At 56.4% G+C, this 17,566-nt stretch carries 13 protein-coding genes; 9 read left to right on the forward strand and 4 right to left on the reverse strand.

Annotated elements, in window-relative coordinates:
- Positions 1-67: 67 nt before the first annotated feature.
- Positions 68-1,276 (reverse strand): phosphoglycerate kinase, encoded by a 1,209-nt coding sequence (locus tag ACLM45_RS10450; RefSeq protein WP_006042911.1) that lies wholly within the window; start codon positions 1,274-1,276, stop codon positions 68-70.
- A gap of 100 nt (positions 1,277-1,376) precedes the next feature.
- Here ACLM45_RS10450 and ACLM45_RS10455 point away from each other — a divergent pair, with 100 nt between their 5' ends.
- The 6 genes from ACLM45_RS10455 to ACLM45_RS10480 are packed head-to-tail and all read left to right on the forward strand — an operon-like array spanning position 1,377 to position 6,813.
- The gene (locus ACLM45_RS10455; protein WP_415409188.1) at positions 1,377-1,760 is read left to right on the forward strand and encodes a universal stress protein; all 384 of its coding nucleotides are present in this window, start codon (positions 1,377-1,379) and stop codon (positions 1,758-1,760) included.
- Complete coding sequence (gene ylqF, locus ACLM45_RS10460) at positions 1,757-2,626, forward strand: ribosome biogenesis GTPase YlqF (protein ID WP_415411417.1); 870 nt, start codon at positions 1,757-1,759, stop codon at positions 2,624-2,626. The genes ACLM45_RS10455 and ylqF overlap by 4 nt, the downstream gene beginning before the upstream one ends.
- Before the next feature lie 53 nt (positions 2,627-2,679).
- Positions 2,680-3,960: a cytochrome P450 gene (locus tag ACLM45_RS10465; protein WP_415409190.1), complete on the forward strand. Its 1,281-nt coding sequence runs from the start codon at positions 2,680-2,682 to the stop codon at positions 3,958-3,960.
- An 8-nt stretch (positions 3,961-3,968) separates the two neighbouring features.
- Complete coding sequence (locus tag ACLM45_RS10470; RefSeq protein WP_415409191.1) at positions 3,969-4,862, forward strand: hypothetical protein; 894 nt, start codon at positions 3,969-3,971, stop codon at positions 4,860-4,862.
- Entirely contained in the window at positions 4,862-6,028 is a 1,167-nt protein-coding gene (locus ACLM45_RS10475) for an FAD-dependent oxidoreductase (protein WP_415409193.1), read from the forward strand. Before ACLM45_RS10470 ends, ACLM45_RS10475 begins: the two co-directional genes overlap by 1 nt.
- Complete coding sequence (locus tag ACLM45_RS10480) at positions 6,025-6,813, forward strand: hypothetical protein (RefSeq protein WP_415409194.1); 789 nt, start codon at positions 6,025-6,027, stop codon at positions 6,811-6,813. The genes ACLM45_RS10475 and ACLM45_RS10480 overlap by 4 nt, the downstream gene beginning before the upstream one ends.
- 13 nt (positions 6,814-6,826) lie before the next feature.
- Here ACLM45_RS10480 and ACLM45_RS10485 read toward each other — a convergent pair whose 3' ends face one another.
- Positions 6,827-8,290: an MmgE/PrpD family protein gene (locus ACLM45_RS10485; protein ID WP_415409195.1), complete on the reverse strand. Its 1,464-nt coding sequence runs from the start codon at positions 8,288-8,290 to the stop codon at positions 6,827-6,829.
- Here ACLM45_RS10485 and ACLM45_RS10490 point away from each other — a divergent pair.
- Together ACLM45_RS10490 and ACLM45_RS10495 are read left to right on the forward strand one after the other, a co-directional pair.
- Positions 8,268-9,401 carry an MFS transporter gene (locus ACLM45_RS10490; protein ID WP_415409197.1) on the forward strand — a complete coding sequence of 378 codons (1,134 nt, stop codon included), beginning with the start codon at positions 8,268-8,270 and terminating at the stop codon, positions 9,399-9,401. The genes ACLM45_RS10485 and ACLM45_RS10490 overlap by 23 nt on opposite strands.
- On the forward strand, positions 9,376-10,359 hold the full coding sequence (locus ACLM45_RS10495; RefSeq protein ID WP_415409198.1) for an RluA family pseudouridine synthase: 984 nt from the start codon (positions 9,376-9,378) through the stop codon (positions 10,357-10,359). Before ACLM45_RS10490 ends, ACLM45_RS10495 begins: the two co-directional genes overlap by 26 nt.
- On the opposite strand, the gene ACLM45_RS10500 is transcribed toward ACLM45_RS10495, so the two are convergent.
- Both ACLM45_RS10500 and ACLM45_RS10505 read right to left on the reverse strand, forming a co-directional pair.
- Positions 10,356-13,418, reverse strand: a complete 3,063-nt coding sequence (locus ACLM45_RS10500) for a glycoside hydrolase family 9 protein (RefSeq protein WP_415409199.1) — start codon at positions 13,416-13,418, stop codon at positions 10,356-10,358. The genes ACLM45_RS10495 and ACLM45_RS10500 overlap by 4 nt on opposite strands.
- A 120-nt stretch (positions 13,419-13,538) precedes the next feature.
- Positions 13,539-15,143, reverse strand: a complete 1,605-nt coding sequence (locus tag ACLM45_RS10505; protein ID WP_415409200.1) for an ABC transporter ATP-binding protein — start codon at positions 15,141-15,143, stop codon at positions 13,539-13,541.
- Positions 15,144-15,201: 58 nt separating this feature from the next.
- Here ACLM45_RS10505 and ACLM45_RS10510 point away from each other — a divergent pair, with 58 nt between their 5' ends.
- Positions 15,202-17,535 (forward strand): RelA/SpoT family protein, encoded by a 2,334-nt coding sequence (locus tag ACLM45_RS10510; RefSeq protein ID WP_006042924.1) that lies wholly within the window; start codon positions 15,202-15,204, stop codon positions 17,533-17,535.
- The last annotated feature ends 31 nt before the right edge of the window (positions 17,536-17,566 follow it).

The raw sequence follows: 17,566 nt of genomic DNA on the forward strand, positions 1-17,566 counted from the left end.
CCGCCCCCGAGGGAGCGGCTGACCTGGGTTTGTTTGGGAGGGGGTGAAACCGTCTGCTAGCTCGGGATTAGGCGGCGTCGTTGAGGGCGGCCACACCAGGCAGAACCTTGCCTTCCAGCAGTTCGAGGCTGGCGCCGCCACCGGTGGAGATGTGAGACATCTTCTCGGCCAGACCGGCCTTCTCCACAGCAGCTACGGAGTCACCGCCGCCGATGATCGTGCAGCAGCCCTTGCCGCTCAGCTCAGCCAGGGTGGTGGCGATGGCATTGGTGCCGTTGGCAAATTTTTCAAATTCGAACACACCCATGGGGCCGTTCCAGATCACGGTCTGACAATCCGCCAGTGCGGCCTGGAACACCTTCACGGCATCGGGACCGATGTCCAGACCCATCCAGCCATCGGGAATGGCGGTGACATCAGCCACCTGGCTGTTGGCATCAGGGGCGAAGTTGTCGGCCAGCACCACGTCGGTGGGCAGCAGCAGCTCAACGCCCTTGGCCTTGGCCTTGGCTTCCAGCTCCTTGGCCAGTTCAAGCTTGTCTTCTTCCACCAGGCTCTTGCCCACCGAGAGGCCACGGGCCTTGTAGAAGGTAAAGATCATGCCGCCGCCGATCAGCACCTTGTCGCACTTGTCGATCAGGGCTTCGAGCACGCCGATCTTGGAGCTCACCTTGGAGCCACCCACGATGGCGGCCAGGGGACGCTTGGGCTCATCCACGGCACCCTGCAGGTACTGAAGCTCCTTCTCCATCAGGAAGCCGGCCACGGCGGGCTTGAGGTACTTGGTGACGCCCTCAGTGGAGGCGTGGGCGCGGTGCGCGGCGCCGAAGGCATCGTTGACGTACACCTCCGCCAGGCCGGCGAGCTTCTCGGCGAAGCCAGCCTCGTTCTTTTCTTCCTCAGCGAAGAAGCGCACGTTCTCCAGCAGCACCACATCGCCATTCGCCATGGCGCCAACCTTGGCTTCAGCGTCAGGGCCGATGCAGCTGTCAGTCTTGGCTACTGGCTTGCCCAGCAGCTCGCTGAGGCGGGCTGCCACGGGGGTGAGGCGCATGGCGTCGTTCACTTGACCTTTGGGACGGCCGAAGTGAGCCGACAGGATCACCTTGGCGCCTTTGCCAATCAGGTCGTTGATCGTGGGGAGCGCAGCGCGGATGCGGGTGTCATCGGTAATCGCACCGGCATCGTCCAGCGGCACATTGAAATCAACCCGCACAAGCACACGCTTTCCGCTGAGGTCGGTGCCGGAAAGGCTTGCCAGGGAACGCTTCGCCATGGGGTTGTGTCGTGCGGTAGGAAAACGGGGTGAGGTTAACCCGAGTTTCAGGCTCTCGGCGCTATGACTGATAAAGCGCTGTCTGCAGGAGGCCGTCGCGATGTTTGAAACCGTTCTGTTCCCGATCGATCAGAGCCGTGAGGCTGTGGAGACTGCCGGTAAGGCCCTTGAGCTGGCGCGAAGCCACAACAGCCGACTGGTGGTGCTGTCGGTGGTGCAGCCCGAGCGTCCGGAGATGCACGACCATCAGGCGGTGGCCACCTTGTTGGCTGAGGCCAGAAATCGTTTTGAACAGGCTGGGGTGGCTTGCGAGGTGGTGGAGCGTGAAGGCAAGCCGGCCTTTGTGATCTGCGACGTGGCCGACGAGTTGAATGTGGATGTGATCGTGATGGGTACCCGGGGTGTGAATTTGCAAGCCGAAAGTGGCAGCACGGCGTCGCTGGTGATTCAGCTGGCCCCGTGCCCTGTGTTGGTGGTGCCGTGAGTTCACCGCCGATCCAGTGGTATCCGGGTCACATCGCTAAGGCGGAGCAGCAGCTCAAGCGCAATCTCGACAAGGTGGACCTGGTGATTGAAGTGCGCGATGCGCGCATTCCCCTGGCGACGGGGCACCCTCACCTCAACCGTTGGATCAACGGCAAGCAGCATCTGCTGGTGATCAACCGTCGTGACATGGTCACGTCTGAGGCACGGGTTGCATGGGAGGCCTGGTTCAAAGCCCGTGGGCAACGCACCGTTTGGTGCGATGCCAAGGCTGGCACCGGTGTGAAGCAGGTGCAGCAAGCGGCGATCCGTGCCGGCGATCAGCTCAATGAGCGGAGGCGTAACCGCGGCATGCGGCCCCGTCCCGTGCGGGCGCTCACCCTGGGGTTCCCCAACGTGGGCAAATCGGCCTTGATCAACAGGCTTGTCAAACAGAAGGTGGTGGCCAGTGCCCGGCGTGCCGGTGTCACGCGCACGTTGCGTTGGGTGCGTCTGGGTCAGGATCTTGATCTGCTTGATGCGCCCGGGGTGCTGCCGCCGCGGCTGGATGACCAGCAGGCAGCACTCCATCTGGCGTTGTGCGACGACATCGGCCAGGCCGCCTACGACGGTGAACTGGTGGCTCAGGCCTTTCTCAATCTCCTGAAGGGATTGCAGCCTCAGGAGGCTTCGGGTGCCAGTTTGGAGCTTCTGGAGAGTCGCTACGGCGTTCCTTTCGCAGGGGCCACCCAGGACCCTGCTTTCTGGCTGGAGGCGGTGGCGGAGCGCCATACCTCCGGGGACACCGCACGGATGGCGCAGCGGTTGCTGGATGACTTCCGTAAGTCTGCGTTAGGCAGCATCGCGCTTGAGCTTCCCTTGGCTTAATTTGCTTTTAATGCCTTTTCAAGGCCTATTGAAAGAGTTGTTTGTGTCATTTTTTGTCTGATTTTGCAGGCTCTGTTCTTCATTGCTTGAGTGCAGGAAGAGGAAGTGCCTTAGTGGACCTGCGTCAAGCGATTCAGTGGTTCAAGCAAGATCCTTGTCTGCCAGGACTGGATGATCCATATCGGGTGTATGCAGCTTTAAGGGAAGAATCTGCCATCCATTGGTGTGAAGGGCCGAATTTGTGGGTGATTGTTGCTTATCAAGAGGCTGTTGAGCAGTTGAAAGACCATCGCTTTAGTCGCCAGGAGCATCTCGATAAACTAATTTCTCGTTTCGGAGCTGGCCATATTTTTGATCGGCAAAAGAACGATCTCCCTTATATGGACGGGACTGATCACGCGAGGATGCGCCACCATGTTATCAATGCTTATCGAAGGATTGATTTTCCTTCGTTGAAGGGATTTACGAAGGCATTTCTGGACTCTCGCTTGGAGAGTTTGTCGCGTCAAAAACAATTTGATGTTGTGCATGAGGTCGCTGATCTGCTTCCTGTGATGGTGGTTAGCGAGTTGCTTGGAGTCCCTGCTGATCAGCAAGAACAGGTGGGGCGGAAGGTGGGATCATTTGTGCGTGCTAGAGGGCTTACGCAAACAGAATCAACAATGGAGAGAGGAGATGACTCGATGGCATTTTATGAAGAATACTTTTTGCCGCTGATCCATGAAAAGCGGAAAAAACCTTCGTCTGATTTGCTGAGTCGTTTGATCGCTGACCCCCAGGAAGGAGTGCATCTCTCGGACGAGCAATTATTGTTGATTATCAGTAGTAACTTTTACTCGGCAAGTATTTACACGCTTCGATTGCTTGTCGGCACATTGGCCTGGGTGATGGCGTTAAATCCTGATTCTTTTGCTCGAATTCAAGATAATCGAGAGCTTGTTGTGCCTGCATTGGAAGAGGTGTTGCGTTGGGATGCTCCCGCGCAAGCCACCAACGCCAGCGTTGCCTTGGAGGATATCGAAATTGGTGGGAAGCTGGTTAAGGCAGGAGATTCTTTGTCCGTTCTCGTAGGTGCTGCTAACCGTGATCCCAAGGCCTTCTCTGATCCTGACCAATTTTTAATTGATCGTCATCCCAATCCACATCTTAGTTTTGCTCCTGGGTTGCACCAATGCCTCGGGCTTCAAATTGCGAGGATGAAAGGTGAGGCTGCGCTTCATGCTTTTTGTGATCATTTTTCATCGCTGTCCGTGATTCAGTCTGAGAGTCAACGGTTTGTTGGTGATCGCTTCCGTGGCTTTGATCGGTTGATGCTTGATGTGTTCCGTCGATAAGAGAGGTCTTGCTGTCATTACCTATGGAATACATTGAATGTCTATTTATTGGTCCTGGGGAGAAGGCCAAGCCATCCGCATTGAAAAACAACCTGATTCATTCAGTTGAATCTGCCTTGGTCCACGTTGAGATGCGGCTCGAGCAAGGTTTAAGCCGTTGGCTGGTTGTGGCTGTGAACGATCATTCTGGTTTGGATCAGCTTGATGATCCGAATTTTTGCGTCGCTCGTTTTCTTGAGCAGGCCAGTGCACGATGGGCGCCTGATCAAGTCATGTTGATTGCTGATGTTGGGTTATCCCCTTATCTCGATTCTGGTCACAGTGTTGTCTTGAAGGAGGGTCTGGTCGATCTGGAGGCCTCCTATCAGGCTGCGATTCGTCTGGCTTTGCGATTCGCTGACGCAGGCGCTCATTATGTGGCTCCTTGTCTTTCATTGCCTGATCAGACATCCCGTTTGGGCGCTGCTTTGAGACGTAGAGATCTAGTGTGTGGATTGATGCCTTACAGCACGAAGTTTTCCTCTTCGTTGTATGGACCTTATCGGTCGACGGTCGGCTCCTCGCTGGGGTTCGCGCGCAAAAGTTATCAGTTTGATTTCTCTGATGCAGAGATGGCACTTCACCAAATGGATGAAGACTTCAGGCAAGGAGCGGAGATCGCCATTGTGAAACCAGCGTTGCCTTATCTCGATGTCCTGCAGGACGCTTGCCGTCGCTCAAGGCGTCCGGTGGCTGTCTATCACGTGAGTGGTGAGTATGCGATGGCGATGGCGGCAGCTAAGACTGGTTTGTTGGATCCCCAAGCCTATTTTTCTGAGATCCATGCTGCGTTCGCCCGTTGTGGGGCTCGTTATGTGATTGGTTATGCAGCTGATAATTTCCTGCATCATGTTTCTGATTGATGCGAATCCTGGTGGTTGGCTCTGGTCCGGTTGGGCTTATGTTCTGCGCCAAGCTGTCTCGGGAGGGGCACGAGTGTGTCTTGATTGAGCGTCATGATTTCAATCAGACATTTTCGAGAGCCTCAACGCTTCAGCCAGCCACCCTTGAGCTTCTGTCTGAATTTGCCTGTTGGCCTGAGCTTTTGGCCCAGGGAGAGGTTGTCTCAGACGTCATGTCTTGGAATCTCGAACGATCGACTCAACAACGATCAAGCTATGACGCGCTCTCGGCTCAGACCCGATTCCCTTACCGATTGCATTTGCATCAGTCTGCGTTGCGCGCGGAGTTGATTGCCGAACTCCAAGCTTCCAGGTGTTGTTGTCTGGTGGACAAGGCCGATGCTGTCGCCTTGCAGTTTGATCGTTGCAACCAAGGCGTGTCTGTACGGGTCAATCGCTTTGGATCAAGTGGCTTGAGCCAGACATTTCAAGGGGATTATCTGATTCTCTGTGATGGAGCGCGCAGTGTGTTGCGTGATCAGCTGGGTCTTCGTTTTGAGGGGTATGACTTGCCAACCCCAGTTGTGCGTCTTTCCGTGCCAATGATTCCTGACTCTCTGCAGGGGCAATTGGCTGGGGTGTCTTATGTCCAATCAGAAGGTGGTTCGGTGAGCTGCCTCAAGATGACCGACGGTTGGCGTTTTGTACTGCGGCCTCGCTTATCTGAACTGCGGCAGGCACTAGCGGGTACTGCATGGGCACGGCAACGTTTGGCCGGTGTCTTCAGGGATTGCGTGCCGGCTCAGTGGTGGGAATCGATTCCGGCCATGCGTGACTCCTATCGCGTTGCGCAGCGTTGTGTGAAAACCCGACAAGTTCAAAGGGTGTTTCTCTTGGGTGATGTGGCCCATGTCACTAACACCCGAGGAGGTTTGAATATGAATTTCGGATTAATAGAAGCCTATGCATTGGCATCCTGTTTTTTGAACCATCCTTATTGGCAAGCATTGCAGCATTGGAATCTGACCTGGTCGCGTTTGACGCAAGATGCCTTGATGGCGCGCACCCAGCAGTTGCTGGCGGGACGAACCCCTCGTTTCCTGAAGTCTTCTAGTGAGTCGTTTGGGGCGCTGATGCGTGCTTCACTGCTTGACCTACTTTCGTATTCAAAGTCTTTGCGCCGATGACTCTTGAATCAATGCACTCTGTTGGGCTTTTGGTGCCTCCTTCCAATCCAACGCTGGAAATCGAGCTCAAACAGCTCTTGGATGATCAGCCTTATCTTTATGTGTCCAGGCTTCCTGTCTTCCCTGATTGTGACCTAGCGGAACGCAACAGGCGTTATCTTCAGGAGTATCTGGATACTTCGCTTCGCTTTGGCAAGCTACCGCTGTCTGCCATTCTTGTTGGTCTTACCGGTTCAAATTATGCTTCAGGACCGGGAGAAGATAGGCGTTTTTGTGACGAACTCTCGGCGAGGCTGAACGTTCCATTTGTGACCACCAGTCTGGCCATCCTTGAATTGCTCCATCATTTGCAATTCAAGCGTCTTCACCTTGAACTTCCTTATCCGCAATGGCTCATCAATGAGGCGAAGTGCTATTGGGAGCAAGCTGGCATTGAAGTTGTTGCTGCCAATTCCATTCTCGATGCACTCCAGGTACAGGATGCTTACGCGATTGACTCCGAGGCTTTGGACGATTATCTTCAATCTTTGACCTTCCAGGACGGCGCTCCTGTTCTTCTTTCAGGAACAGGGATGCGTACGGTTGGGGTGATCGAGGACTTGATTGATCGTTATCCTGCTCCGTTGCTGTCTTCCAATTTGGCAGCGGCTCGCTGGCTTCTATCTCATTGTGGTGATCGTGGACTTCGTGGTTCGGTCTTGTTTTGCAAGCTGTACGAGAAACTCGAGCGTTTTGCATCTACGAGTGACTGGTCTGAAATTGATTCACTGTTCAATCCCTTCTAGCTTTTTTCTGTATTCATGCTTCGGGTAGTAGGCCATGGCTGAGGTCTCCCTCCAGCCAATGGTTGACTAATCGTTCGGCACATCGTGTTTCAAGATGATCTTCCAGTAGGCGCTTGGCTTTCGTGATCCGGTCATCAATGCTGAGAGGATAGCCAGGGTCCCCTTTTAGATATCTGCATTCAGCGCGACTTCTCCTCCCTTGTTGGTCAGTCAGATTCAGCACAGCCCAGCGTCCTGGTTGATGATCGTTGGCCAGGAGTTTGGTTCGACTCATGAGGATGGCCACGTCTGGATGATGCAGCCAGCTCTGATTAAAGATGTTTGTACTCGTATCACCTGTCAGTAGGCAAATGCAGGTTGCGTATTGCAGGCTGAACTGAGCCTGTATGCGATTGCTCGGTTCGCTTTGGTCGCAATAGTTGATTGCTTCAGGGTAAGTTTCAATTGTGATTGTGCTGGGGATGTCTTGTTGTCTCAGGGTCTGTTCTGAGTGATATCCGTGGCTTTGGCGCCAATTCAGAGCAGCTTCCATGCCGTAGTGCAGGTGGCGTGCCCCTGGATAGAGCTTTACATAGCTGTCTTCAATCGCGAATTCCGCTCTGATCGCGAGGTCTGGTGCCGATGGCCAGCGTTGTTGATGGTCGCTTGACGTTCGCCCTGGTCGGGCTGGTCCGTGCAATCCGGCTCTGGAGGCTAAGGCCAGCTGGAGCCCTGTTAGGGCAGACAAGCCGGAGTAGAGCAAGCGTGAACCGCTTCCCGCCTCCACAGGTGCAAACAGGCTTCGACTCATCTGACAGAGAGCGCCATTGATCGCGCCTCTGGTTTGCTCAGGTGTTGTCTTAAGAAGTGTGCATGCAGCCACGGTCGCTGCGATGGTTCCCCATGTGCCATCCACGTGTTCCCCGGGGGGTACGGAATACGCTTCACCGAATCGGGTGCCGATTTCATAGCCCTGAAGAATGGCCTGCAAGATCTGATTGAGCGTGCAATTCAGACTCAGGCCCAGCCCGATACTGATTGGAACCACGTGAAGTGCGGGGCGGCCATGGGCCTTGGCATTGCCTTCAACCAATTCATTCCATGGAGCTGCTGCTGACAGCACGCTGATCAGGCCGTGGATACTCAGTGTTTGTCGGATCCCAGGAAAGTGCAGATGACCTGGCTCGAGATTGGCATTGTTCTCGCTGTATGCCTGAATGAGATTGCTGGACAATCCATTGATGATGACCGCACATGTGTCGAGTAAGACGAGGCGTGTTGCTTGAATGATTGATTGCTTCTCAGCTGTTTGATCGTGCTTCCACTGTGTATTGATTGCCTGGCTCAGTGAGGTCGCTTCTGTTCCCCATTGACGCCAGTCATTGCTTTTATTCGTGCTATGACCAGGCTGTGTATTGGGGACTGTAGACATGCGTGCGATCCAGAAATTTCCCTTGACGATTCTAGGGGCGGTGATGGGAGTGAGCATCGGCAACATGTTCTATTCCCAGTCCCTGTTACCCGTCATTTCTTCAGCATTTGACTTGCCGTCTGGTCGTGTTGGGGTCGTGCCGGTGATGCTGCAGGCGGGTTTGTTGACTTCTCTTGTGTTCCTGTTGCCGGCTGGAGATCTTCTTGATCGCCGTAAAATGCTTCGCTTGATTGCTTGTGGGGCATCGCTGTCGGCTTTTTCAATTGTCTTGTCAGGAGACTTCTCGCTACTTCTTGTTGCTTTTTATGGTTTGGGTTTTTGTTCGTTAAGCTCCTATATTCTCCCCGCTTTTGTTTCCGGTCTGGTTGGCCCTCATGAGCGAGGGTTTGTGATCGGCAGATTGCTCAGTGGTCAGTTTGCAGGCATCCTCTTGTCCCGTTTCTTTAGTGGACTGATGGCGTATTGGTTTGGCTGGCGGAGCATTTATTTGATCTCTGCAGTTCTGATGGGTGGGGTCGCTCTCTTGTGGCCTCGTTTGATTCCGCCTGACACCGAGAATGTGAATGAGCCCTATGGACTCTTGATCAGTCGTCAGTTCTCATTGTTTCGGCGTTTTGATGTTCTCAGGCAAGCCTGTGCCAGCCAAGGCTTTCAATTCGCTGCTTTTATTGTTGTCTGGACAGGGCTTTCATTGCGTTTGGCGAATCCCCCCTGGTCGTTCGGCCCAGCCCAGATTGGTGCTTTCGGTCTTGTTGGCCTGGCCAGCATCACATCCGCACCCTGGGTTGGCCGCATGGTGGATCGATTCGGCGCCCGTCAGGTGATCACAGGGTGTAGTGGGATGACCTTGCTGGGAGTGATCGGTCTGATTGTTTGGGATACATCCGTTGTGGCGATTCTTGTCTCAATGTGTTGTATCGACTTTGGAGTGCAGGGAAGTTACGTCGCGAATCAGTCGCGGGTGTTGTCGCTTGATCTGGCAGCACGATCAAGGCTCGGTGCCTTGCTCTTCATCTCTGCGTTCGGGGCTGCGGCTCTCAGCGGTCTTCTTGTGGTGAGACTTTGGCCCATCTGGGGATGGCACGGTGTTTTATACCTGGCTTTAGGGCTGGTTCTGCTGGCCATGCTTTCCCAGTGTTCTGGGCTGACCATTGCCAGACCATCCCCCTCTTCCTGAACTCTCGTTTGACCAGGCTTTTGGTGAAGGCCAGGGAGAGCTGCTCAGCCTGACTTACCCCAAGCCTTTGCCCATGAGGCTTGACCGCTGGCTTGTGAGCCAGCGTCGCGAACAGAGTCGCGCCCGAATTCAGAAATTCATTGATGCTGGTTTGGTGCGTGTGAATGGTCGAACGGGTAAAGCGAAGACCCCCCTGCGTCAGGGCGATGAGGTGCAGCTCTGGATGCCCCCACCTGAGCCGCTGCCCTACCTGAAGCCTGAGGCGATGGATCTGGATGTGCTTTTCGAAGATGAGCACTTGATTGTGATCAACAAGCCCGCTGGCCTCACCGTGCACCCAGCCCCTGGTAACAAGGATGGAACCCTGGTGAACGGTCTGTTGCATCACTGCCCGGATCTACCGGGGATCAGTGGCAAGCTCAGGCCGGGAATCGTGCATCGTCTGGACAAAGACACCACCGGCTGCATCGTGATCGCCAAATCCCAGGAGGCACTGGTGAAGCTGCAGGTGCAGATCCAAAAGCGCATTGCCTCGCGGGAGTACCTCGCGGTGGTGCATGGGGTGCCGTCAGGAGACAGCGGCACGATCGTGGGGGCCATCGGCCGCCACCCGGTGGATCGCAAGAAATATGCGGTGGTGAGCAGCGAGAGCGGTCGTTTTGCTTGCACCCACTGGAGCTTGCAGGAGCGGCTTGGTGATTATTCGCTGCTGCGTTTCAAGCTGGATACGGGGCGCACGCACCAGATCCGCGTGCACTGCGCTCATATGAATCACCCTGTGGTGGGTGATCCCACCTACAGCCGTTGTCGCAAGCTGCCGATCGAGTTGCCGGGCCAGGCCCTGCACGCCTTTCAGCTGGGCCTCGATCATCCAATCAGCCGCGAACGAATGCTGTTTGAAGCGCCATTGCCAGGCGTGATGGTGCGGCTGTTGAACAAACTCAGAAATCGGAATTAGCCAAAACCTGAGGTGGTTTGCGCTGCAAAAGCCAAGGCGCCCGTTAAGCCAGCGTTGTAATCAATGGCCACCTCGTTCGAGATGTAATCAGAGCGCAGATCGTTGTAGGCAAAGTCATCAGCGCTGCTTGGACCTCCAACCAAAGCGCCAGCCAAGACATATTCATTGGCATTCGGAGCGTTAAACCCATCCCATCCCACACCAGATGCGGCCCTGTGATGGGGCTGCTGAGGAAAATTGTCTCCAAAGCCAACCAAGTAGCTGAAATCTCGTGGATTATCACCAAGAATGTAATCAATGGAATCAACAGCCAGTTCGCTGTAGGCAGCACCTGGATTGGTGATGGAATCAGCAACAATTCCCGCCAGCATTGCGGTGTTGGCTGCATAGCGAAGTGATCCCCATTGATCAACAAATCGCAAGCCACCGTCGGTGATTTGTGGTCCTTGATCACCTGTCACCCAGCTATCAAGCCAAGCTGAAACATCATCCATGGCTTGTTGATCCTCGAGGTCCTGACTCAGTAATACCGCTGTCCCATACGATGCGTCATCCCAGTTGGGGGCCCAAGCATGATTCAAGCCTCCGATCATTGTGTGATAGCGATCCTGGGCTTCCAGCCTGTAAGTGGATCCATCCTGTCCAGCTGCCTCGAGTCCCCGAGCTAACCAGAGACCTCCGTAGGCGAGTTCATCTTGGAATCCACTCCAAGAGTTATAGAAGGGTTGAACAGAAGCAATCGAATCTGAATACTTGCCCTGATAAGTAACTGCAAAATCGAACAACACCTCGGCGTTGTTCAGTAGCTCATTGGCATAGTCGACCTCGCCATGGTCGCGGAACAAAATCGATGCAGAGGCCAATGCGGCAGCACTTGCGGCTGCAACATCAGATCCTGGTTTCTCGGCCGTGATGGCTAAAGCTGGGCGCGCAATGGATTGACTCTCAGGCGAGCTCCACAACGCATGATCAGCCTGTCCATCGCCAACTTGAACAATGAAGAAGTCCGTGCTGCCATTGGCATCCACTTGATGTGCCTTCAGTAAGTAATCCGTTCCCCATTTCACAGTGCTCAAAAGCTCGTCGGCTTGACCCGTGATTTCATAGCCATCAGCAAACGCAAGGCCCCCCCAGGTCAATGTGCTCAGAGTTGATGCCAGCGGTAATCCGAATTTCACATGGTCCCCGGCATCGTGATAGCCCCCGGTGAGGTCGAGGTTGATGTCAGGCTGAAGGTTCTCGGTAGTGGCATCGCCAAAATAGATGCCATCGTTGCCATCATTAAGGCCTGAGTCACCCCGCCAGGGAACACGACTGGTGGCTTCGTCAAGATCGCCTGAGCGGTTGGCTTCGTAGAAGAGAAGCGAGAGTTCGAGGGCTTCAGCGTAGGTGTTGGTGTTGGGGGTGTCTGTGGTTGTGATTGGTGGTGTTTGTGGATCTGTTTCGGTCTCGTCCTGTGGGCTGCTTGGCGTGGAACTGGCTTTGATGAGGACGATGTCATCACTGTTGATCAAGGGATTGCCCTTGAATTTGGCAATCGCAGCGTTATTGCTGCCGAGTCCTTTCCTTGAGCCGTTTTCGTTGTAGACAAGTTTGCCTGTGTAGGCTTGATAAATGATGTTTGCGTCTGACTGCTTGAGTTGGTGGTATTCCGTTTTGTTGTTGGCGGTGGCCAGGTCAATTGTGTCAATACCGGGAAATGATTCAGCGTCAATGCCGATCCTGTCTTCGTCTAGACGATTGAAATCGGTGACGACATCGATGGGACCTCCAGTTCTGATGAAGGCAAAGAGGTCTGCACCCCCACGCCCGGTCATGATGTCTTTTTGGGCTGTGCTGATTAGGGCATCCGGTTGCGCTGTTCCAATGAAGCGGGAACGGCCTGTCTTTGTGGTTTTGGGTTCAATTCTGTTGAACTCGTTCCATTGGTCTTCGTCTGTATCTGATGTCAGAGTTGTTTGCAGCTGATTGAGATTGCCTTCGAGAGGGTTTCCCAATGTGACCATTGATTGGAAGTAATTAATGACCGTGTCATCACTCACCTCCAGTGCTGGCCACTGCGGGTAGTTGAACGTGTCATTCATGAACGGCCTGGTCTGCTCCCAATCCAGAACCGTCAGATGATTGATGTCATGGTTGATGGCCACGCCCTCAATGTTGAGGAATCCATGGGCCCGGCCGTGCATCCAGCCGCCGTAGTGGGGTTCCATCTTCAAGGTGCTGATGAAGGTGTCTTCCAGCGCATGGCTGCGCAGGTAGCTTGCGAATCCTTCATGGCCGAACGTTTCCACCATCGTCATCACCGCATCGGCATCGCCTTGTCGGGCGCTGTGTTGGATGTCGGCCATGATCTGCGGGTTGTAGGCCTCATCAGCGATCCAGCCCACCTTCGCTCCTTGCATCGCGTACCAAAGTCCGACGCCGCGCAGGTCATCCCCCCAGGGTTGCGTGTTATTCGTCAGACCCTGGGCAAAAGCCCACGCACCAACGACTTCCAACTCCACTGCTTCAAGGCCGGCAAAGGCCCGTAAGCCGTTGTAAGCCACCATCGCTTCAGTGGTGATGGCTGTGCGGCCCCCCACCAGCTCGTTGTGTTCTGAATTGTGGTTCGAGCCGTGGAAGCTTCCCCAGGTGGTGATGTCTGTGTGCAAACCAGTGACGCCGCTGTGGTCGTGGGGCACGGACGTGTCAGCAGCCTCCTGCGGCATCACGGAGTTGCTCGCCAATTCCGTCATCAGCATCGCCTCGGTCAAGGCGCCTTCCCGGCCGAGATCGAACCCCTGCCTGCCATTGAATCCGATGCGGACATCGCCACCGGCAGGAATGCTCTGTCCCCACGACGAGCCACTGAGGATGTAGCGGCTTTGGCCATCGTCAAGGAGTTCTCTGCTGATCTCCACTCCCCAGGCTTCTGGATCGAGGTCATGAGGACTGATGAAACTGATACTCCAGTTGTCCAGCGCTTGATCCGAGGGATTGCTCACGGTGAGTTCGGCGGTGAAGCCGCCCCACCAGAGCTCTCCGTTAACCGTGACCTGCAGCGTGTTGGATGGAGTCATGGAATCCAAGGGGCGTCAACAGCCTCAGTGCAGCCATCGGATATGAACCAAATAGCAATGCCCTTCCCGGATGTGTGACAGGTCTTGACTGGATTGTGTTCGCTCCTAGCGGCTCAGGCGTCAGACCGGCAGCCGAGGACAGGCATCCACCAGAGTCCGGGTGATCTCTGTCTTCGGGGTGGTCAGAAGCTGATCGCCGGGACCGCTTTCCACGATGTGGCCGCGATCGAGAACGATCAGGCGGTGACAGAAGCCGCTGGCCACCGAGAGGTCGTGGGTCACGAAGATCATCGCCAGCCCCAGCTCTTGCTGCAGCTGGCGAAGCAGAGCCAGCACCTCAGCCTGGATTTCCGCATCAAGCATGCTCACGCTTTCATCGCAGATCAGAACCTTCGGGTTCAGGGCCAGCGCCCTTGCGATCGCCACCCGTTGCTGCTGGCCCCCAGATAGTTGGCGAGGCAGGCGGTTCTGAAAACGTTCCGCTGGTCCGAGTCCCACCTTCTCCAGTAGCTCCCGGGCCCGTTCCCTTGCTGAGGCACGGGAGGTCAAGCCATGGATCAGCAAAGGATCGGCGATGGCATCCACCACTGTCATGGCGGGATTCAGGCAGGCCAGAGGATCCTGAAACACCATCTGGATGGAACGGCGCAGGGCTCTGGCCTCCCGGCCGCGCGCCAGAAGCAAGTTGCGCTCAAACAGCTGGACCTGTCCGCCGCGAATCGGCGTCAAGCCCATCAGGGCGCGGCAGAGCGTGCTTTTGCCGCAGCCCGAGCCACCCACCACTCCCAGGGTTTCTCCCGCTTTCAATTGAAAACTCACGCCATCCACAGCTTTCAGCCAGTTAGGCGCCCAGGGCGGCCCCCCCAGGTTGTGCCAGCAGCGCAGCTCCTGTACGTCCAGCACCATGGCTGCCGGAGGGGCTTCTGGGGTCGTGCCCCCCTCCCGAGCTCGGGCCGCCGCCAGTAGTCGCTGCCCCACCCGCGAACTCGGGTAAGTGAGCACCACGTCACTGCGATTGACCTCTGCCACCTGGCCTGCGTCCACAACCGCCATGCGGTCACACCATCGGCAGGCCATGGCAAGGTCGTGGGTGATCAGCAGCAGGGCACTGCCGAGGTCGTCGCAGAGGTCGCGCAGGGCGGCCATCACCTGACCGGCCACAGCTACATCCAGGCTGGTGGTGGGTTCATCCGCGATCACCAGCGGTGGGCTCAGAACGATGGCCAAGGCAATGGCCAGGCGCTGGCGCATGCCGCCGCTGAATTCGTGGGGATAGGCGTTGAAGCGTCCAGCACCGATGCCAACCTGCTCCAGTAGTTCCTCGGCCCGTTCCCGTCGGGATTGAGCATTCATCTCCGGTCGGTGGGCCCGCAGGGTGTCCAGAAGGTGTCCCCCCACGGTCATCAGAGGATTCAGTCGGGTCATCGGATCCTGAAAGACCAGGCCGACCGATTCCCCACGGAGTGCGCGCAGATCAGGAATCGCCAGGCGACGTGGATCACGGCCATTCAGTTGGAGACCGCCTTCGCATTGGCTTCCTTGAGGCAGCAGTTGCAGGGCGGCTCGCGCAACCGTGCTTTTGCCGCATCCGGAGGGCCCTACCAGCGCCAGGCGCTCTCCAGGCTCCAGGCGAAGGTCCAGTCCATCGAGGGTCCAGACGGGGCTGCCCGGATAACGCAGGCGCAGCTGCTGGAGTTCCAGTACGGCCCCAGGTGCGTCGGTCATGGCAGAAGGAAGCGCTAGGGCTCACGGCTACATACCATGGATTCAACTGCCTGGACGGATGCTCAACGCCACCTCCGCACCGGATGTTCAGCCGATCGATCAACGATCCGCTAGCCCTGCCTGCGGTTTGGTGGCGTTACGTGACCGTCAGATCCGTTCGCCTGACGATTACGGCATTGAGCTGCCGTGCTGGTTGCGCGAATGCATCAACCATGTCCCCCCGGGCATCGGCCACAGCTGCCCGACCGATTCGGAAGCCTTGCTAGCAGCGGCTTTTGATTTCGCCTTTCAGCTGCACGAAGGACAATTCCGCGCCAGTGGTGATCCCTACATCGTGCACCCCGTGGCGGTCGCTGATCTGCTGCGCGACATCGGTGCCAGTGCCAGCGTGATCGCTGCCGGCTTCCTTCACGATGTCGTGGAGGACACCGATGTGACCCCAGAGCAGCTGGAGAGTCATTTCGGGCCTGAAGTGAGGGGGCTGGTGGAAGGAGTCACCAAGCTCGGAGGATTGCATTTCACTAATCGCACGGAGGCTCAGGCCGAGAACCTGCGCAAGATGTTTCTGGCCATGGCCAGCGACATCCGGGTCGTGCTGGTGAAACTGGCCGATCGCCTGCACAATATGCGCACCCTCGGGGCTTTGCGGGAAGAGAAGCGGCAGCGCATCGCCCGTGAAACCCGCGAGATCTATGCCCCACTGGCGAATCGCCTGGGTATCGGTCGCTTCAAGTGGGAGTTGGAGGATCTTTCATTCAAGTTGCTCGAGCCCGAGGCCTTTCGGGAGATGCAGCAGGAGGTGGCCACCAAGCGCAGCGAGCGTGAGGAGCGCCTTGGGGTGACCGTGCAGCTGCTCCGTGACCGTCTGGCAGCGGCGGGCCTAGAAAACTGCGATGTGAATGGACGCCCTAAACACCTTTACGGCATCTGGACCAAGATGCAACGGCAGCAGAAAGCGTTCCACGAGATCTACGACGTCGCGGCCCTGCGCATCCTCACGCCGAGTGTGGAAGCCTGCTATCGGGCTCTGGCCGTGGTGCATGACACCTTCCGGCCGATTCCTGGACGATTCAAGGATTACATCGGTCTGCCCAAGCCCAACGGCTATCAGTCGCTGCACACGGCGGTGATCGGTCGCCATCGGCCGATCGAGGTACAGATCCGCACCCTGGAGATGCACCAGGTGTCGGAGTTCGGGATTGCCGCCCATTGGAAATACAAGGAGGGGGGGTCACCCGCCGCGGGGGGCGACACCGAACGGTTCAACTGGCTGCGGCAACTGGTCGATTGGCAGCAGGAAGGGGGCTCCGATGATCACAACGACTACCTGGCTTCGATCAAGGAAGATCTTTTCGATGAGGAGGTGTTCGTGTTTACCCCCAAGGGTGATGTTCTCGGTTTGCGCAAGGGTTCAACGGCTGTGGATTTTGCCTATCGCATTCATTCCGAGGTGGGCAATCATTGCCATGGCGTCAGGATCAACGATCGCCTCTGCCCACTCTCCACACCGCTGCAGAACGGGGATTTCATCAACATTCTCACCAGCAAAACGGCGCACCCCAGCCTGGATTGGCTCAACTTTGTAGCCACACCAACGGCACGGAATCGCATTCGCCAGTGGTACAAACGAAGCCATCGCGATGAAACGATTCAACGCGGCAAGGAGCTGCTGGAGCGAGAGTTGGGGCGCAGTGGTTTTGACGCTCTGCTGAACAGCGAAGCGATGACCCGTGTCTCTGAACGCTGCAACCTGCACTGCACCGATGATCTCCTGGCGGCCCTTGGATTCGGTGCCGTCACTCTTCATCAGGTGCTCAATCGGCTGCGGGAGGAAATCCGTTTGCAAGCCGATGCGGAGACTCAGCCCCTCAGCAATGAGGATGTGGCCCGCAAGCTGGTGGAACAGGCGGAATCAGCGCCGGTTCGGCAAGACCATGCCGGCGCCGTGCCGATTCTCGGAGTGGAGGGACTTGACTATCGCCTGGGCGGTTGCTGCAGCCCTCTGCCTGGTGAGGCGATTGTGGGCACCGTGGCACTCGGCAACCATGGAATCACCATTCACCGGCAAGAGTGCGCCAATGTGGAGGCGATCCCGAGTGAACGGCGCCTGCCGGTGCGTTGGAATCCAGCCAATGCCCGCAATGGACAGCGCTTCCCGGTGCAGTTGCGCATCGAGGTGATCGACCGAGTGGGCATCCTCAAGGACATCCTGATGCGTCTTTCGGATGGATCGATCAACGTCAGTGATGCGCGTGTGAAAACGACCTATGGCAAACCAGCCCGGATCGATTTGCGCGTGGAGCTGGCTGGGGCCGACCTGTTGCAGCGCACCATGGATCAGATCCGTTCGATGGCGGATGTGCTCGATATCGCGCGAACGGGTCAGGGGTGATTCGCAGCTTTGAAGGTTGCGCTGACCCTGC

Source organism: Synechococcus sp. A10-1-5-9 (assembly GCF_047716785.1).
Classification (GTDB): domain Bacteria; phylum Cyanobacteriota; class Cyanobacteriia; order PCC-6307; family Cyanobiaceae; genus Synechococcus_C.